Raw genomic sequence first — 17,383 nt, forward strand, 5'->3', positions numbered from 1 at the left:
TGCTTAACCAACGTATTTAACAACACCGATTTAAGGCAAAGCAGTAGGCTTTGCCTTAAATTTTTGGAACAACCAACTAAGCGCCACTAACGACAAGCCTAAGCCGATAAACGAAATAGCCCGCAGCAACCCGGTTAAGTTTGCCATATCAATCAAGAACACTTTTAACACCACCAGCGCCAATAAGCCAAAGCCGAGCTTTTGTAATACCGTAATGGTTCTTAACTGCCCCACCACAACCACCAAGGCACCGATAACAAGCCAAACTAAAGAATAACTGTAAAGCTCGGCATCTGAGGTTGGCAAAGCAATATTTATAAACTCACCTTGCCAGTTATGGCGAATTTCCGCATTGATATATAAAACACTCATCACACCTGCAAGTGCTGTAAACAGCTTTTGTAAATAGTGCTGAGATTTAGTCAGTTGGCTTGCCCAAATTGCAATACAGGCGGGGACTAACCAAAGTAATAGTAACCAGTTAATAATCGGCCAACTGCCTATATTTATCGGCTCAAAAAACGGATTTACAGCAGTAAAGCTTTTCAGTATTAGTAAGCCACTCAGTGTTAATAACGCAAAACCTGCTACTTGATAGAGTTTTGCCAATTGCGCAGTAAAGCGTGAACGCAGTAAATAAACACAACCTAATATACCCCAGTTACAGGTTAATAAAATATGCTCATACACAGACAAGTTCTCAAAGTCTGGGTAGTGCCCCACCAACTGATAGCTCGTCTCTGTGGTAATAAATAAAGCAATACAATGAAGCGTTGCACCTTCTAGCCACACCCGAACAGATTGCTGCTGCCAGTGCCTCGCTGCAAAGTAAAATAAGCAAGCGCATACTGGGTATACAACCAAACTCCAGTGCACACCGAGCAGCAACGCACCACTGTAATCAGCTGACCAAGGTGCAAAGCTTAACCTAACTAGTAAAGCGCCAACTAAGCCCTTAAGCGGCCAAGTAGGTATGCTGAGTGACTGTTTATTGACATAAAAACTGATCAACAACACCTGCACAGCAAGCGCTAAGGTCAAGCTGCTGCCTTCAAGGAGCATGGTTAGCGCTAAGCTAATATTGGCATTACCGCCAAGCCAGTAAATAAATACCCGCATTGGATTTGTGCTATTAAGTGATAACTTAAATAACCCAGCAGACAGTGCCAGTAATACAAAGCACCAAACCGGATACGCCGTCATCAAGGCATGATCGGGAGTGATGACATATAAGCAACTAATAATCACAAAACTTGAAAGTGAAGCGGTTAGAGCAAAACCTAAGCGTTTGGGGTATTTACGACCAAACAAAAACCCATAACCCGCAAACAAAGCAATAAAAAACAGCCCTGCTCCGTAATTTTGCCGAAATACAAAAAGTTGCTCAGAGTAATCAACAGCATTGTATTGCCCTGTGAGCAAACACATTACACTCACAACAGCTAGTATCAGCCAGTGATCCCATGCACTGTTTTTTAATACCAAAAGAAGCAGTAAAGCCACTAACGACAACATACTAAGCTGCCAAGTAAGCAGTTGGTTACTGCTCATGAGTAAAAGATAAAGTGGCACGACAACAGCTATCAACAGAGGGTTGTCGGGCAGTTGCTTAAGTAGTGTTTTAAAGCGATGTGGACGGTATTCTATTTGTTTAATACTCAGCCCTAGGCGCGGAATCGCAATTAACAATACGATGCTAAATAGAGCATAAAGATTAATAAACCAATGCAGGTTTTTAGCTGCACTCATTGCAACTAGGTAATACCAGCCTAAATGACCCGCCCATAACAGATACCACAACCAATGCCGTTTTACGTAATGAGCAACTAGCGAAGCCGATACACTAACAAACGCAACATAAGTTAGCAGTGCTATAAAGTCATTGCTCCCGGTATTAACCCAAACCGGCACGCTGTAGGCGCCAATAATGCCAATGACTGCTAGCACAGGACCAAAACGTAGAGCCATCCAGCTTGCTGCTACAGAAACTAAGGTTAAAATGCTAAATGCAGGTAAAGCTTGCAGTAAGCCATAATGGCTGTAGGCCAGCAAAGTCAATGCAAAACAACTAATAAAGCCGCCACTTGCCAGCGCCGCGGGAATATAGTTGCTAAACCCATCAAAGATAATACCTTTACGATGTAAAACCTCAGCCGCAACAATTAAGCTCAAACCAAAAATAGCGCCAAGCGTGAGTCGCATGGTTTCAGATAATAAGCCTGCCTCCAGTGAATAGCGGGCTAAAAAGATACCGCCAAAGGCAAGTGCAACCGCTCCTACCCAAGTTAACCAATTGGCTTTGATTTGTGTAACGAGTTGGCTTACTAGCGGATTTAAAGTCGCAGGCTTGGGTTTTGTTTGCTCGGGCTTTTTAGGGATAGCCTCAATCGGCTTACTAATGATTACAGGCTCTGGTTCAAATTTTGCTGTGTCAGTCAGATCTTCGTTTGAATTATCAAACTGGTTTGCAGTATTTGTTTGTGGATGTTGGGTATATGTCGCGTTAAGTTTGACTCGAAGAGCAGCTACCTCTCGCTTTAAACTAGAGAGTTGAAAAAAGGCAAAAATACCCGCAATTGAGCCACCTACAACAACTAGTGCTAGTAATATTAGTAACGCAATACCGCCGTCCATATCCTCTCCTTGTGTACGCTTTAAACAAAAAAGCAAAAAGCCTTAATTGTTTATACAATAAACACTTAGCAAGAGTAAATAAACAACGATATTGCGTTTTAGCCGGTTAAGACTGTTCAGTCACCGTACGCTCTAAGGTCATTTTAAAACCTGAGTCTGTGGTTTCATCGTGTTCAATCACCAAGATATAGTTACCTTCTTCAGTAAAATCCATATCGCTTTGTTGTAATAACACAATCTGTTGACCGTTATCTTCAAACACCACATAAGTTGTATAAACTTCGTTATCAACCACCTGCTCTTGTTGGTCGTATTGATCTAACCCTTCTACAACATTGCTAGTATCTTCAACCGTTTCACCATTGAGGGTGAAGTACACATCAACTTCGTCAATCTCTTGCCCTGCATAACTATCAATTAAGTTAACCACAGTAACTGCGTGGCTGTAGCTGCTTGGAGTTAGGTTTTCTTCAATGGTCATCATACGAGGCCCGTAATCTTTGTCATTGTAGAAAAGACCAACCGCACTTTGCTCACGTTCTAATGTCATTAAGAAGTTATCTACAATCGTGTCACCCGCTTCATCTAACATGGCGACGCTGTAACTATTTGGCGACATGCTCATGTATTCAGAGTAACTATCGTTGCTAACAACTTCGGTGTTAGTCGCCGTTGTGCCTCGGGTTACTTTAAACTGGGTTTGTGTGTAATCATCAATAGTATTGATAAAACGCAGCTGACCTTGCGCGTCTTGGTGGTTTAGTTGTGTTACTGAGCTACTAGCCGTCACAACATCAAGCGTAATGCCATCTTCCTCTGTTGCATAACTTGGACGGATCATCGCCATGTACGTTGCTTCATCATTAAAGTACACGGTTGGTGATTCAAAAATCACATCAGTGCTGCCGCTAGCAGTAATATAAATAGTGTAATAACCTTCCTCAAGCGTCGCTAATTCTGGCTCAACGAGGTATTGCGAAGTCATTAATAACTCAGCGGTATCAAACAACCCGTCGTCAGTAGCAACGTATACATCGTAAAGGTTATCTTCACCAACGATATTAAAAAAGCCAACATTGAATTCATCTTCATCGCTTGACGTCGGCACACTGAGCTCAGTAAAAATTGGTTCAGCAAAATCACCGTTCATTACTAGCAACTGAGTTTGATCATTTTTAATTTTGATGGTTTCTTCATCGATGGTGATATAACTATCATTGGCATCAACATATTCAAAACTGAGTTCATACTCCCCCGAACTGTAGTTATGACGAGTTGATACATCACCAAAATCTGCGCCCGAACGTTCAGTGTCATCAACAAATAAACGTGTGTATGGGCTGTTGTAAGAGCCATTGTACAGTTGCACATAGCCACTGTTGCTACTGCTGCTGTCATCGCTTGAACAGGCAGCCAGTACCGAAAGCAAACTTGAGGCAACAATTGTTTTAAGCAGAGTGCTTTTCATGGAATTTTTTCCTTATTGTTTGTAATACCCCATTCTGACTCGAATAGTGTGAAAAAATTCTATGTTTTACAAACTATTACCTTCACTTACAGTTACTTACGATAAGGTTAAAAAGTGTAGAAAATGATGTAGAAAAGCACTTAATTAATCATAATTATGGACAGAAAATCACATTTATAGTGAAAGCAGCTTACTTTTACACGAAAAGTAAATAATGATTACATTTTAGGCGCTTATGCAATCAAATCAGATAAATTATTAGATAGTTAAATTTGCGCTATGCAGCACAAAAAAATTAGCAAATAATGGTGTTCACACACACGGGATTAGAATGAGGACTATGAACACGATTTTAACCACACAATGCGATGATGATGTTGGTCTAATTGCCAAGATCACCGGCCTTTGTCATCAGCATAATTTAAACATTACACGTAATAACGAATTTGTAGATAAAGACGCTAAACGCTTTTTTATGCGTACAGAGTTAAGCGGCGTTATTTCAGATGACTTTTTACCAAGTCTTGCTGAGCTACTTCCTGATGGCGCAGAGCTTGCCCTGCACAGCAGCGAAAAAACGAAAGTGGTATTGCTTGCCACCAAAGAAGCGCACTGTTTAGGTGGGGTATTACTAAAGCAATTCGAAAAAGCCTTAAACATCGAAGTACTGGCTGTGATTGCCAACTACGCCGACTTAGCGCCACTGGCTGCAGGCTTTGGTGTGCCATTTCATGTGGTATCGCACGAGGGTTTAAGCCGTGCAGAGCATGATCAACAAGTCGGTGATTTAATAGCCAGCTATCAGCCTGATATCATCGGCCTTGCTAAATATATGCGTATTTTAAGCCCTGAATTTGTGGCGCGCTTTGAAGGTAAGATTATTAATATTCACCATTCATTTTTGCCTGCCTTTATTGGTGCGAAGCCTTACCATCAGGCATTTGAGCGCGGTGTAAAAATTATTGGTGCGACCGCTCACTTTGTTAATAATGAGCTCGATGAAGGGCCAATTATTTTACAAGATGTGACGCATGTCAGTCATGCTGATACCGCAGAGATGATGGCAAAAATGGGTAAAGATGTAGAGAAAACAGTGTTCTGCAAAGCGTTGCAACTCGCATCTGAACATAAACTGTTTATCAATGGAAATCGAACCGTGGTGTTCGCTTAGGCAATAAAATGAAGAGGCTGAGTGGCCTCTTTATTGTTTTTATTATCGTTTGTTATGCCGACTCAATAGGCTCTAATTGTAACTTAGAGGCAATTAATACCGCTTGAGTACGGTTATACACACCTAGCTTTCTAAAAATTGCTGTAATGTGTGCTTTGACTGTTGCTTCAGAAATATGTAACTCGTAAGCAATCTGTTTGTTTAGCAAGCCTTCGTGCAAGTATTGCAACACCTTGTATTGCTGCGGCGTCAGTGAAGCCACTTGCGCTGCAATTTCCTTGTCTTCGCCATCTACGGCAGCCACCTTATCTTTAAGCTCAAGTGGAAGCCAAACATCGCCTTCAAGAATGTGGTTAATTGCCAGCGCAATATCATCTGATGAAGATGATTTAGGAATAAATCCCATCGCACCATAACCCATTACTTTAGAAACTACATTGATGTCTTCGCTGCCAGAAACAACAGCTATTGGTAAGCTTGGATAGTCTTCGCGAATGCGAATAAGGCCGTATAAATCGCCATTGCCTGGCATGTGAAGGTCTAGTAGTAAGATATCAAGATCTTCTTGTTCGCTCAGCACCTGCAAGGTGGTATCAAAGTTTTCCGATTCAAACACTTCTAAATCAGCGAACTTAGCACTCAATGCCCCTTTCAGCGCTTCACGAAATAACGGATGATCGTCCGCTATTAAAAACTGACTCATGGTTCACTCCTAATAAATTCGGCTGACACCTATTTCTAAGTGACAGCCGATATACTACGTTTAGAATCAACTTCTAATCAAGTTTTTAACGCGATTTTAACGATTTAATCGGTTTTCGATTAGCTCATCAACAACGCTCGGATCGGCTAGTGTAGAAGTATCTCCAAGCTGTTGGTGCTCATTTGCCGCAATTTTACGTAAAATTCGACGCATGATCTTACCAGAACGAGTTTTCGGTAAACCTGGAGACCATTGGATCATATCAGGTGAAGCAATTGGGCTTAATTCTTTACGAACCCAGTTACGTACCTCTTTTGTTAGTTCATCGCTTACTACAATCCCCTCATTTGGAGTGATGTAAACATAGATGCCCTGACCTTTAATATCATGTGGGTAACCTACGACTGCAGCTTCTGCTACTGCTTCGTGAGCAACCAATGCACTTTCGATTTCTGCAGTACCTAGGCGGTGACCTGATACGTTAAGTACGTCATCTACACGGCCTGTGATCCAGTAGTAGCCATCTTCATCACGACGACAACCATCACCTGTGAAGTACACGCCTGGGTATGCTGAGAAATAGGTTTGTTCAAAGCGTTCATGGTCTCCATAAACTGTTCGTGCTTGTGATGGCCAGCTATCTAAAATAACAAGGTTACCGTCAACCGCACCTTCTAGTGTATTACCCTCAGCATCAAATAGTGCTGGTGCAATACCAAAGAATGGACGTGTTGCTGAGCCTGGCTTCATATCTGTCGCACCTGGTAATGGTGTGATCATGATGCCGCCAGTCTCTGTTTGCCACCAAGTATCTACGATTGGGCAGTTTTCGTTACCAATATGTTCGTAATACCATGCCCACGCTTCTGGGTTAATTGGCTCACCTACAGAACCCATAACACGAAGACTTTTACGAGTTGAAGTCGCTGTTGGCTCATCGCCTTTCGCCATTAGAGCACGAATAGCAGTTGGTGCTGTGTAAAGAATAGTCACGTTGTGCTTATCAATTACTTCACCCATACGGCCCGCTGTTGGGTAAGTTGGTACACCTTCAAATACGACTTGCGTGCAGCCATTCACTAATGGGCCATAAGCAATGTAGCTGTGACCAGTGATCCAGCCCACATCGGCACTACACCAGAAAATATCGTCTTCTTTAAGATCAAACACATATTCATGTGTCATAGATGCATAAACAAGGTAACCACCGGTAGTATGAACCACACCTTTTGGTTGACCCGTTGAACCTGAAGTATAAAGAATGAAAAGCGGATCTTCTGCATTCATTGGCTCTGGTTCGCACTCGGCTGGTAAGTCAGCGACAAGCTCATGCCACCAAACATCATGACTATTCCACTCAACTTCACCACCCGTTAGCTGATGAACAATAACGTGCTCAACTGTGGTTACTGAGTCTTGTGATACCGCTTCATCAACATTTGCTTTAAGTGGTACGCAGTTGCCAGCACGGCGACCTTCGTCTGAAGTAATTACCACTTTAGCGCCTGAGTCATTAATTCGGTCAGCAATCGCTGATGGAGAGAAACCACCAAATACTACAGAGTGAATAGCACCAATACGCGCACACGCTTGCATAGCGTAAATAGCCTGCGGTGTCATTGGCATATAAATAGCAACACGGTCACCTTTTGATACACCTAATTTTTTAAGGCCGTTGGCTAGCTTAGCTACTTCGTCGTGAAGCTGTTGGTAGCTAATATTTTCGTTGTGTTCAGGGTTATCGCCTTCCCAAATAAGAGCTGTTTTATCGGCTTTAGTGGCAAGGTGGCGATCAATACAGTTGTAAGATGCGTTAAGTTGGCCGTCTTCATACCAGCGAATGCTGATGTGGCCTTTGTCGAATGAGGTGTTCTTTACTTTGTTATAAGGAGTTGACCAATCAAGGCGTTTACCGTGCTCTCGCCAAAATCCTTCAGGGTCATCAATAGATTGCTTGTACAGTGTATTATATTTATCGTTATCAACTAGTGCTGCATTCTTGATATGCGCTGGTACTGGATAGATACTTTCTGACATTGTTGTCGTCTCCATTTTAATTACTTGCCTACGGCCTGCTTCAAGGATCACTCAGCAAAGCCCCTGAAAGTATTAGACCTTAGTTGTATATCTTGTCATTTAACAAAAAACTTTAAAATTGCCTTCTATAATCTAGTCCAATGTTAGGTTGGATGCGATTTAACTACCCATTCCACCTTAGTCTAATAGACCAATAGATAATTGAGAGAAGTCATTTCTTAAACAACAGTGATACAACAACATTAATGCAATCAACAAGTAGCTTCGACAGGAATACACATTATGACAACAACAAAAGTAACCGCATTAAAAACACTCACAGCTTCGGCTGTTTTATGTGCACTTGCAGGTACTGCTAACGCCGCAACCATTGGTAACACAGACGTCTCTTATGGTGGCTATGTAAAACTTGATGCTATGTGGAGTGATTACTCTGCAGGCGTACCAGCTGGCGGCAGCATTGGCCGTGACTTCTATGTACCAGGTACAACACCGGTAGGCGCAGACAGCGACAGCGATGCAGTATTTGACATGCATGCACGCCAATCTCGCTTTAACCTAGGTACAGCAACAAAATTAGACGATGGTAAAACCATCAAAACTAAAATTGAAATAGACTTTATTGCTTCAGCGCCAGGCGGTAACGAACGTGTTAGTAACTCTTACGCGCCTCGTATTCGTCAAGCATTTGTGACTTATGATGGTTGGTTATTTGGTCAAGCTTGGTCAAACTTTCAAAACGTAGGTGCATTACCAGAAACACTCGACTTCGTTGGTCCTGCAGAAGGTACTGTGTTCGTACGTCAAGCACAGGCACGTTACACTACCGGTAATTGGTCATTCTCTATCGAAAACCCAGAGAGCACTGTCACAGTTGGCGGCGCACGTGTAGCTACTGATGATGCATCAATGCCTGACTTTACAGCACGTTACGCACATAAAGCTGACTGGGGTGAATTAGTATTTACCGGTCTTGCTCGCCAGTTAACTTATAAACAAAATGGCATTGATGCAGATACATCATCGTTCGGTATCAGCGCCTCAGGTAAAGTAAATTTTGGCCAAAACAACCTTAAATTTATGCTAACTCAAGGCTCAGGTTTAGGCCGCTACATTGGTTTAAACGTAGCAAATGGTGCTGTGCTTGATGGTGATGATTTAGATGCAATTGATTCGACATCAGGTTTCATTGCCTATCAACAACACTGGAACAGCCAATGGCGCTCAACTTTCCTTTATTCATTCTTTTCAGCAGATAACAACACAGATTTACTTGCTGTGACTGGCGACCCTACAGAAATGAGCCAAAGTTATAGTGCCAACCTTTTATATTCGCCTGTTAAAAAGCTTACATTTGGTGTTGAGTTTAAACATGCTGAGCGTGAACTAGAAAGCGGTGCTGACGGCGATATGGACCGTCTGCAGTTCTCTGCAAAATACGTATTTTAAGATTTAAACTTATTTTACTTCCTGAAGCGGCTTCGGCCGCTTTTTTTATATCTCCTTTTTATATTTCTGTGCCCTTTAAACTTTTTGCAAACAATTACTCACCAAAACAGCAAGACCTAATTGTAAATTATTTTCATTTAGATTAAATTACGCATTAATTTCACTATTCATTGAACTAATTGGAACTTTGCATGTCATCAACAAAATTTTTGCGCTTATCTCAATTAAGCCTTGTGACCTCAGCACTTTTAAGTGGCCACGCTTTTGCAGAACAACAAAAAGAAGAACAAGCAATTGAAAAAATTGCCGTGTATGGCCAGCATCATAAAAACTACATCACTGAAGAAGCACAGTCAGCAACCAAATTAGGGCTAACAATTAAAGAAACACCACAGTCAATCTCTGTTGTATCACGTGCGCTAATGGATGACTTCTCACTCGATAATTTAAACGCTGTACTTGAAAGCACACCGGGTGTCACTGTTGAGCAAATCGAAACTGATCGTACTTATTTTAAAGCTCGTGGTTTTGAGATCACCAACTTCCAAGTTAATGGCATGGGTATGCCGCAAGACAACGGTTCAATCCAAGGTACTCTTGATACTTCTATTTTCGATAGTGTTGAAATTGTACGTGGTGCCAATGGTTTAATGACAGGTGCTGGTAACCCATCTGCAACAGTCAACATGGTTCTAAAGCGCCCTACTTATCAAACGCAAGTCAATGCGTCTGTATCGTATGGTTCTTGGGACAACAAGCGTTTAGAGCTTGACGCTTCAACTGCTATCAACGAAAACCACGCTGTACGTGCTGTATTCACAAAGCACAAAACTGAGTCATACCTTGACCGTTACGAGCAAGATAAAACTATTTATTATCTAGCCTACGAAGGCCAGCTAACTGATAGCACAGTTGTCACTGCAAACTATGTAAATCAAAAGAAAGATGCCGACAGCCCACTTTGGGGTGCATTACCGCTCTATTACAGTGATGGTTCGGCAACAAACTTTGACGCTTCAACTAGCACAGCGTCTGATTGGTCATACTGGAATAACACAACTGAGCAGCTGTTCTTATCAATTGAGCAAGCAATCACCAATACTTGGTTCTTAAAAGCAAGCTACGCGCACTTAGAAAATGAGCAAGATTCTGAGCTTTTCTATGTTTACGGTACACCAGATAGAGAAACAGGTCTTGGCCTAACTGGTTATGCCAGTGAATATGATCACAAAGATAAGCACGACATTTTAGATATCTACGCAACGGGTAAATTTGATTTATTTGGTATGGAACATGATCTATCGTTTGGTGTAAACCAAGCAGATATGGATAACAAAGATAAATCATTGTATGACTACACCACAGGCAATGGTTTCCCTGCAATGCCAGAGCTAGGTGGTTGGGACGGTGTAGCGCCAGTACCAACACTTACTGATGGTTTAACAGGAGCTGATATCACTAGCCGTCAACGCTCTGCATATATTTCGACACGCATTCGTGCAACTGACGCATTCAGCATTTTAGCAGGTGTGAGCCAAGTAAATTGGGAAACTGAAGGTGCCTCTTACGGCGTTGCAAAAGACAAAGATAGCGACCAAACAGTGCCATACTTCGGTGCTGTATATGATATCAACGAAAACTTCTCAACTTACGCAAGCTACACAGAAACCTTCGTACCGCAAACAGAGCGTGACATCAATGGTGATTACTTAGATCCAATCACAGGTAAAAGCAGCGAAGTTGGTGTGAAAGCACAGCTACTTGATGACGACTTATTTGTAACAGTTGCTTACTTTGACGCTAAACAAGTTGGCCTTGCTGTTGCTATCCCTGATTCATTACCTGATGACACTCGCTACTATGGCGCAGATGGTATTAACAGCGATGGTATTGAAGTAGAACTTAGTGGTCAAATCAACGAAACACTAAGTGCAAGCTTCAGCTACAGCAACCTAAACATTGATGGTGATGAGTTAGTAAAAGACTACACACCTGAAAACCAGTTCAAACTTGCTGTAACTCATAAAGTGCCTGAGATTGATGGTTTAACCTTTGGCCTAAACTATCGTTGGCAAGACGATACAAAGCGCGTACAAGTGCGTGATGCGGCTACGAATACTGCACTTATCACCACAACGCAAGATGCGTACGGCCTATTAAACCTAATGGCAACGTACGATATTAACGACAATATGAGCGTTAACTTGAACGTTAATAACGTGACCAACGAAAAGTACATCCACAGTCTTTTCTGGGCTCAAGGTTATTACGGCGCACCGCGTAACTACTCAGTGTCTTTCAACTGGCAGCTGTAAGCTTTGAGCTAGAAGCTGAAAGTTTTAAGCTTTAAGTACATGAAAAGCCGCATCATATGCGGCTTTTTCATGAAAGAGTTGCAAGAGTAAAGTTTACCTTTTCTAACTTTACTCTTTCTAACTTTACTCTCGCTAACTTTACTCTTTCTAACTTTACTCTTTCTAACTTTACTCTTTCTAACTTTACTCTCGCTAACTTTCACCCATAAAAAAACCGCTAACTGTGTAGCGGTCTTTTTTGTGTTAAGTGCGGGTCAAATCACGCTTAACTGTACTCTTTTGCGGTGTTTATAGCTCGTCTTCAGCTAATAGGCCAGCATCTTCACCATCTTCTGGTTGTTCTGTTGCCTGAAGTAATAGCATCTCACGTAACTTACCTTCGATCTCATCTGCGATCTCTGGGTTGTCTTTTAAGAACTTAATTGAGTTTGCTTTACCTTGACCAACTTTGTTGCCATTGTAGCTGTACCAAGCACCTGATTTTTCAACAATCTTATGCTTAACACCTAGGTCAATTAACTCGCCTTGTTTAGAAATACCTTCACCATACATGATGATGAACTCAGCTTGTTTAAACGGCGGAGCAACCTTGTTCTTAACAACTTTAACGCGGGTTTCGTTACCTACAACCTCGTCGCCTTCTTTCACAGAACCAATACGACGAATATCGATACGTACTGAAGAGTAGAATTTAAGTGCGTTACCACCTGTTGTTGTTTCAGGGTTACCAAACATAACACCAATTTTCATACGGATTTGGTTGATGAAAATACATAGTGTGTTTGAACGCTTGATGTTACCTGTAAGCTTACGTAAAGCTTGTGACATTAAACGAGCTTGTAGACCCATGTGTGAGTCACCCATGTCACCTTCGATTTCAGCTTTAGGTGTTAAAGCTGCTACCGAGTCAACAATCACAACATCAACAGCACTTGAACGAACTAACATGTCACAAATTTCTAATGCTTGCTCACCAGTATCTGGTTGAGAAACAAGTAAGTCGTCAATGTTTACACCCAATTTTTGTGCGTATACAGGATCTAGAGCGTGCTCAGCATCTACGAATGCACACGTTTTACCTTGCTTTTGAGCTTCAGCGATAACTTGTAAAGTAAGCGTTGTTTTACCTGATGATTCAGGACCATACACTTCAACAATACGACCCGTAGGTAAACCACCAATACCTAGTGCGATATCGATACCTAGTGAACCTGTTGAGATTGCTTCAATATCTAGGGCTTTATTGTCGCCCAATTTCATAATTGAGCCTTTACCAAATTGACGCTCAATTTGTGATAAAGCAGCGTCTAAGGCTTTTTGTTTGTTATCGTTCATTCTGTTCTCCAAATCCGGCTAATGCAGACAGTATACTGTATGAAATCACAGTATCAAGCTAATTTTCAGATTTTATCAACTCAATTATATTTTTCAATGAATAAACAATAGCTTGCAGTCTAACTTCAGCTCGATCGCCAGAAAAAACTTGCTGACTTGGGTAGTTTTGACCAGCAAAATGAATGCAAAACCATACTAATCCCACAGGTTTATCCAGTGTTCCACCACCGGGGCCTGCTATTCCCGAAATAGCTATTGCGATATCTGCATTTGCTGCTTTTGCTGCCCCCGATGCCATTTCAACAACGGTTTGCTCACTCACCGCACCAAAGCTGTTTAAGGTCTGCTCGCTAACGCCAATGAGCTCATGTTTTGCTTGGTTACTATAAGTGACAAACGCTCGGTCAATATAATTAGAACTGCCTGGGGTATCGGTTAGTGCATAACTCACTCCACCACCAGTGCATGATTCTGCGGTAGTGATCCATAAGCGTTTATCCGTTAAAATAGCTCCTAATTTCGCAGCAAGTGTTTTAATCTCTTGATGTAATTCCATATTCAGCCTTTGGGTAAATACATGTCGTTTGATCTTTATGCACCGCACACTATAAAACAACAAACCCCTATGATGCAGCAGTATCTAAAAATAAAAGCCGAGCATCGGGATATTTTATTGTTTTATCGTATGGGCGACTTTTACGAACTTTTCTTTGATGATGCCAAGCGTGCAGCGCAACTTCTTGATATTTCTCAAACCCATCGAGGTAAAGCCGGTGGCGACCCCATTCCAATGGCGGGCGTACCCTATCACGCAGTCGAAAACTATTTAGCTCGCCTTGTACAAATGGGTGAGTCAGTAGCTATTTGTGAACAAGTTGGTGACCCAGCGACTAGCAAAGGCCCTGTTGAGCGTAAAGTTGTACGTATTGTTACACCGGGCACAATTTCTGACGAAGCATTATTACAAGAACGCCAAGACAACCTGCTAACCAGTGTATGGCAAAACAAACAAGGCCTATATGGTATTGCTTATTTAGATATTAACTCTGGCCGGTTCAATGTGTTAGAAGTTAATACCGACGAAGCATTTAGCTCAACATTACAGCGTTTAGCCCCTGCTGAGCTACTTTACAGTGAAACATTTGCAAATGTGCACTTAATTGAACATATCAAAGGCGCGCGTCGTCGCCCGGAATGGGAATTTGATCTAGATACTGCGCAGCATTTACTTTGCGACCAATTTGGCACCAAAGATTTAGTTGGTTTTGGAGTAGACAAAGCACACGCAGCTTTAGTCGCTGCAGGCTGCTTAATGCAATACGTAAAAGACACTCAGCGTATTGCCCTGCCGCATATCCGTGCAATCACCCTTGAACAAAACGAACACGCGGTGATCTTAGATGCAGCAACTCGTAAAAACCTTGAACTAACGGTTAATTTATCGGGTGGTTACGAAAACACGCTTGCGCAAGTACTTGATAAAACAGCCACAGCTATGGGTTCACGCTTATTAAAGCGTCGTATTCATACCCCTGTGCGCAGCAAAACAGAGCTCAACTCTCGACTAAACGCAATTAGCGCAATTATCGATGCGCAATTATGTGGTGAGCTACAAGAGTCATTAAAGCAAATTGGCGACATTGAGCGTGTTATCGCCCGTTTAGCGCTTTGCACAGCACGCCCGCGTGATTTAACGCGCCTGCGTAGCGCACTGCAAGCTCTTGCGCCACTTCACGAACTATTACTGGATGCTAACGATCCGCGTATTAGTCAAATTATTGCTAAGTCGCAACAGTTACCTGAACTACAAGACTTACTAGAGCGTGCTGTAATCGAAACCCCACCGGTGCTTATTCGTGATGGGGGTGTTATTGCACCAGGTTACAACAGCGAGCTTGATGAATGGCGTGCCCTAAGCCAAGGTGCAACCGATATTCTCGAAAAGCTTGAAGAACGTGAGCGTGAACGCACAGGCATTAGCACCTTAAAAATTGGCTATAACAAGGTGCATGGCTTTTTTATTGAGGTAAGCCGCGCGAACTCGCACTTGGTTCCTGCGGATTATATTCGCCGCCAAACGCTAAAAAATAATGAGCGCTATATTATCCCAGAGCTTAAAGAGCACGAAGATAAAGTACTTGGTAGCCAGTCAAAAGCGCTAGCGCTTGAAAAACAGCTTTACGAGCAACTCTTTGAGTTTATTGCTCCGCACATTGAGCAGCTACAAACAATGGCAGCTGTCCTAGCAGATTTAGATGTACTGAACAATTTAGCCGAACGTGCGCAAGCGCTTAATTATGCTAAGCCAACTCTGTGCGATAACGATAATATCAGTATTAAGCAAGGTCGCCACCCGGTAGTAGAGCAGGTAATGAAAGACCCGTTTATAGCTAACCCTGTGGAGCTTAATAACGACCGTAAAATGCTGATTATCACAGGTCCAAATATGGGTGGTAAATCGACCTATATGCGCCAAACTGCACTTATTGTTCTAATGGCTCACATTGGTTGTTACGTTCCTGCTGATAGCGCAGAAATTGGTAATATTGACCGTATTTTTACGCGTATTGGCGCAAGTGATGACCTAGCATCAGGACGCTCAACCTTCATGGTTGAAATGACCGAAACAGCAACTATTTTAAATAACGCCACAGCACAATCACTGGTACTGATGGATGAAATTGGTCGCGGTACTTCGACTTATGATGGCTTATCGCTTGCCTATGCAACGGCTGATTATTTAGCATCAAAAATTGCCGCTAAAACCTTATTTGCAACTCACTATTTTGAGTTAACCGAACTGGCCGAACAAAAAACGGGATTGGTTAATGTGCACCTAGATGCCATTGAACACAACGACACCATTGCCTTTATGCATACCGTGCTTGAAGGCGCAGCAAGCAAGAGCTTTGGCTTACAAGTTGCTGCCTTAGCGGGTGTACCAAAAGCGGTGATCCAACAAGCAAAACAAAAGCTTAAAATGCTTGAGAACCATCAACCTGTTACTGCCCCTATTGAGCAACAACAGCAAACATTAAGTTTTGATGATGAGCCTTCTGAGCTTGAATTAACCTTAAAACAGCTTGATCCAGATAGCTTAACGCCAAGACAAGCACACCAACTACTGTATCAATTAAAAGATTTACTGTAGTGCAATAAAAGAGGCATAAAAAAAGCTGACGTAAACGTCAGCTTTTTTGTGTGTTCTAGACCCGAAGGCCTATGTATTGTTGTCAAATTAGGTGAATTGGTCGAATAGGCTATCTGTACTTAACCCTTCGTGTTGCAAAATGTCTTTTAAGCGACGTAATGCTTCCACTTGTATTTGTCTTACACGTTCACGTGTTAAGCCTATTTCACGACCAACATCTTCAAGGGTTGATGGCTCATAGCCTAGTAAACCAAAACGACGAGCAAGTACTTCACGCTGTTTCGGGTTTAATTCTCCAAGCCAATCAACAATATGCTTGTTGATGTCATTATTTTGTACTTCGCCTTCTGGACCATAGTCTTTTTCATCGGCGATAATATCTAATAACGCTTTGTCATTTTCACCGCCGATAGGTGTATCCACCGAGGTGATTTTTTCGTTTAAACGCAGCATCTTAGTAACATCTTCAACCGGCTTATCTAAGCACTCTGCAATTTCTTCTGCGGTTGGTTCATGGTCAAGTTTCTGAGTTAATTCACGGGCTGTTCTTAAATAAACATTAAGCTCTTTGACCACGTGGATAGGTAAACGAATCGTACGTGTTTGGTTCATGATGGCACGTTCAATGGTCTGACGTATCCACCAAGTTGCATAAGTTGAAAAACGAAAACCTCGTTCTGGGTCAAATTTCTCAACGGCTCTAATAAGGCCTAAATTACCTTCTTCAATAAGGTCTAGTAGCGCAAGGCCACGGTTGTTGTAGCGGCGGGCAATTTTCACCACTAAACGTAAATTACTTTCAATCATTCGCTTGCGAGAGGCTTCACAGCCTTTCAGTGCTTTTCGAGCAAAATAGACTTCTTCTTCTGCGCTTAGCAGCGGAGAAAAGCCAATCTCACCAAGATACAGCTGTGTAGCATCTAAATTCTTGGCAACTTCTTCTTTTGCAAAAATTTCATCTTCGTTGTCGACTTCTTCAAGTAATTCAGAAGACTCTTCTTCGACTACCGTGTCATCAAATTTATCGTCAATCGCGTCAGTTTTTTTCTCAAGTTTTGCTGTGTGACCCATAAGCGTCCTCCCGAGCAAATATGTGATTGAGCTAAATCACTTTATCAAT

At 42.1% G+C, this 17,383-nt stretch carries 11 protein-coding genes and 1 pseudogene; 4 read left to right on the forward strand and 8 right to left on the reverse strand.

Annotated elements, in window-relative coordinates; translation table 11 throughout:
• Nucleotides 1–30: 30 nt before the first annotated feature.
• Complete coding sequence (locus HUS62_RS02260) at nucleotides 31–2,634, reverse strand: DUF2339 domain-containing protein (protein WP_175078416.1); 2,604 nt, start codon at nucleotides 2,632–2,634, stop codon at nucleotides 31–33.
• A gap of 106 nt (nucleotides 2,635–2,740) precedes the next feature.
• Entirely contained in the window at nucleotides 2,741–4,102 is a 1,362-nt protein-coding gene (locus HUS62_RS02265) for a hypothetical protein (protein WP_175078417.1), read from the reverse strand.
• A gap of 340 nt (nucleotides 4,103–4,442) precedes the next feature.
• On the opposite strand from HUS62_RS02265, the gene purU reads away from it, so the two are divergent.
• Nucleotides 4,443–5,273: a formyltetrahydrofolate deformylase gene (gene purU, locus HUS62_RS02270; protein ID WP_055021009.1), complete on the forward strand. Its 831-nt coding sequence runs from the start codon at nucleotides 4,443–4,445 to the stop codon at nucleotides 5,271–5,273.
• 52 nt (nucleotides 5,274–5,325) lie between these two features.
• On the opposite strand, the gene HUS62_RS02275 is transcribed toward purU, so the two are convergent.
• Nucleotides 5,326–5,976: a response regulator transcription factor gene (locus tag HUS62_RS02275; protein WP_054551155.1), complete on the reverse strand. Its 651-nt coding sequence runs from the start codon at nucleotides 5,974–5,976 to the stop codon at nucleotides 5,326–5,328.
• Between the two features lie 96 nt (nucleotides 5,977–6,072).
• Nucleotides 6,073–8,013, reverse strand: a complete 1,941-nt coding sequence (acs, locus tag HUS62_RS02280) for an acetate--CoA ligase (protein WP_175078418.1) — start codon at nucleotides 8,011–8,013, stop codon at nucleotides 6,073–6,075.
• A 282-nt stretch (nucleotides 8,014–8,295) separates the two neighbouring features.
• On the opposite strand from acs, the gene HUS62_RS02285 reads away from it, so the two are divergent.
• Entirely contained in the window at nucleotides 8,296–9,462 is a 1,167-nt protein-coding gene (locus HUS62_RS02285) for a DcaP family trimeric outer membrane transporter (protein WP_130050708.1), read from the forward strand.
• 191 nt (nucleotides 9,463–9,653) lie between these two features.
• Nucleotides 9,654–11,777 carry a TonB-dependent siderophore receptor gene (locus HUS62_RS02290; protein WP_175078419.1) on the forward strand — a complete coding sequence of 708 codons (2,124 nt, stop codon included), beginning with the start codon at nucleotides 9,654–9,656 and terminating at the stop codon, nucleotides 11,775–11,777.
• Nucleotides 11,778–11,844: 67 nt separating this feature from the next.
• On the opposite strand, the pseudogene HUS62_RS23470 reads toward HUS62_RS02290, so the two are convergent.
• From HUS62_RS23470 to HUS62_RS02305, 3 genes and pseudogenes are all read right to left on the reverse strand, one after another.
• Nucleotides 11,845–11,961 (reverse strand): annotated as a pseudogene (locus HUS62_RS23470) (pentapeptide repeat-containing protein); the annotation flags it as partial.
• Between the two features lie 104 nt (nucleotides 11,962–12,065).
• Entirely contained in the window at nucleotides 12,066–13,112 is a 1,047-nt protein-coding gene (gene recA / locus HUS62_RS02300) for a recombinase RecA (protein ID WP_175078420.1), read from the reverse strand.
• Between the two features lie 58 nt (nucleotides 13,113–13,170).
• Nucleotides 13,171–13,668, reverse strand: coding sequence for a nicotinamide-nucleotide amidohydrolase family protein (locus HUS62_RS02305; RefSeq protein ID WP_054560895.1), 498 nt, complete (start codon nucleotides 13,666–13,668; stop codon nucleotides 13,171–13,173).
• 21 nt (nucleotides 13,669–13,689) lie between these two features.
• Between HUS62_RS02305 and mutS the strand changes: the two genes are divergently transcribed.
• Nucleotides 13,690–16,263: a DNA mismatch repair protein MutS gene (mutS, locus tag HUS62_RS02310; RefSeq protein ID WP_055021014.1), complete on the forward strand. Its 2,574-nt coding sequence runs from the start codon at nucleotides 13,690–13,692 to the stop codon at nucleotides 16,261–16,263.
• A gap of 87 nt (nucleotides 16,264–16,350) precedes the next feature.
• Here mutS and rpoS read toward each other — a convergent pair whose 3' ends face one another.
• Nucleotides 16,351–17,334, reverse strand: a complete 984-nt coding sequence (gene rpoS, locus HUS62_RS02315; RefSeq protein ID WP_054551147.1) for an RNA polymerase sigma factor RpoS — start codon at nucleotides 17,332–17,334, stop codon at nucleotides 16,351–16,353.
• Nucleotides 17,335–17,383 lie beyond the last annotated feature (49 nt).

It is taken from the genome of Pseudoalteromonas sp. 0303, from assembly GCF_013349995.1.
Taxonomy (GTDB): Bacteria; Pseudomonadota; Gammaproteobacteria; order Enterobacterales; family Alteromonadaceae; genus Pseudoalteromonas.

What these genes read in the sequence shown, in the direction of transcription:
- HUS62_RS02260 (WP_175078416.1), bottom strand. Translation starts at nt 2,634, where the DNA reads ATGGACGGCGGTATTGCGTTACTAATATTACTAGCACTAGTTGTTGTA.
- HUS62_RS02265 (WP_175078417.1), bottom strand. Translation starts at nt 4,102, where the DNA reads ATGAAAAGCACTCTGCTTAAAACAATTGTTGCCTCAAGTTTGCTTTCG.
- purU (WP_055021009.1), top strand. Translation starts at nt 4,443, where the DNA reads ATGAACACGATTTTAACCACACAATGCGATGATGATGTTGGTCTAATT.
- HUS62_RS02275 (WP_054551155.1), bottom strand. Translation starts at nt 5,976, where the DNA reads ATGAGTCAGTTTTTAATAGCGGACGATCATCCGTTATTTCGTGAAGCG.
- acs (WP_175078418.1), bottom strand. Translation starts at nt 8,013, where the DNA reads ATGTCAGAAAGTATCTATCCAGTACCAGCGCATATCAAGAATGCAGCA.
- HUS62_RS02285 (WP_130050708.1), top strand. Translation starts at nt 8,296, where the DNA reads ATGACAACAACAAAAGTAACCGCATTAAAAACACTCACAGCTTCGGCT.
- HUS62_RS02290 (WP_175078419.1), top strand. Translation starts at nt 9,654, where the DNA reads ATGTCATCAACAAAATTTTTGCGCTTATCTCAATTAAGCCTTGTGACC.
- recA (WP_175078420.1), bottom strand. Translation starts at nt 13,112, where the DNA reads ATGAACGATAACAAACAAAAAGCCTTAGACGCTGCTTTATCACAAATT.
- HUS62_RS02305 (WP_054560895.1), bottom strand. Translation starts at nt 13,668, where the DNA reads ATGGAATTACATCAAGAGATTAAAACACTTGCTGCGAAATTAGGAGCT.
- mutS (WP_055021014.1), top strand. Translation starts at nt 13,690, where the DNA reads ATGTCGTTTGATCTTTATGCACCGCACACTATAAAACAACAAACCCCT.
- rpoS (WP_054551147.1), bottom strand. Translation starts at nt 17,334, where the DNA reads ATGGGTCACACAGCAAAACTTGAGAAAAAAACTGACGCGATTGACGAT.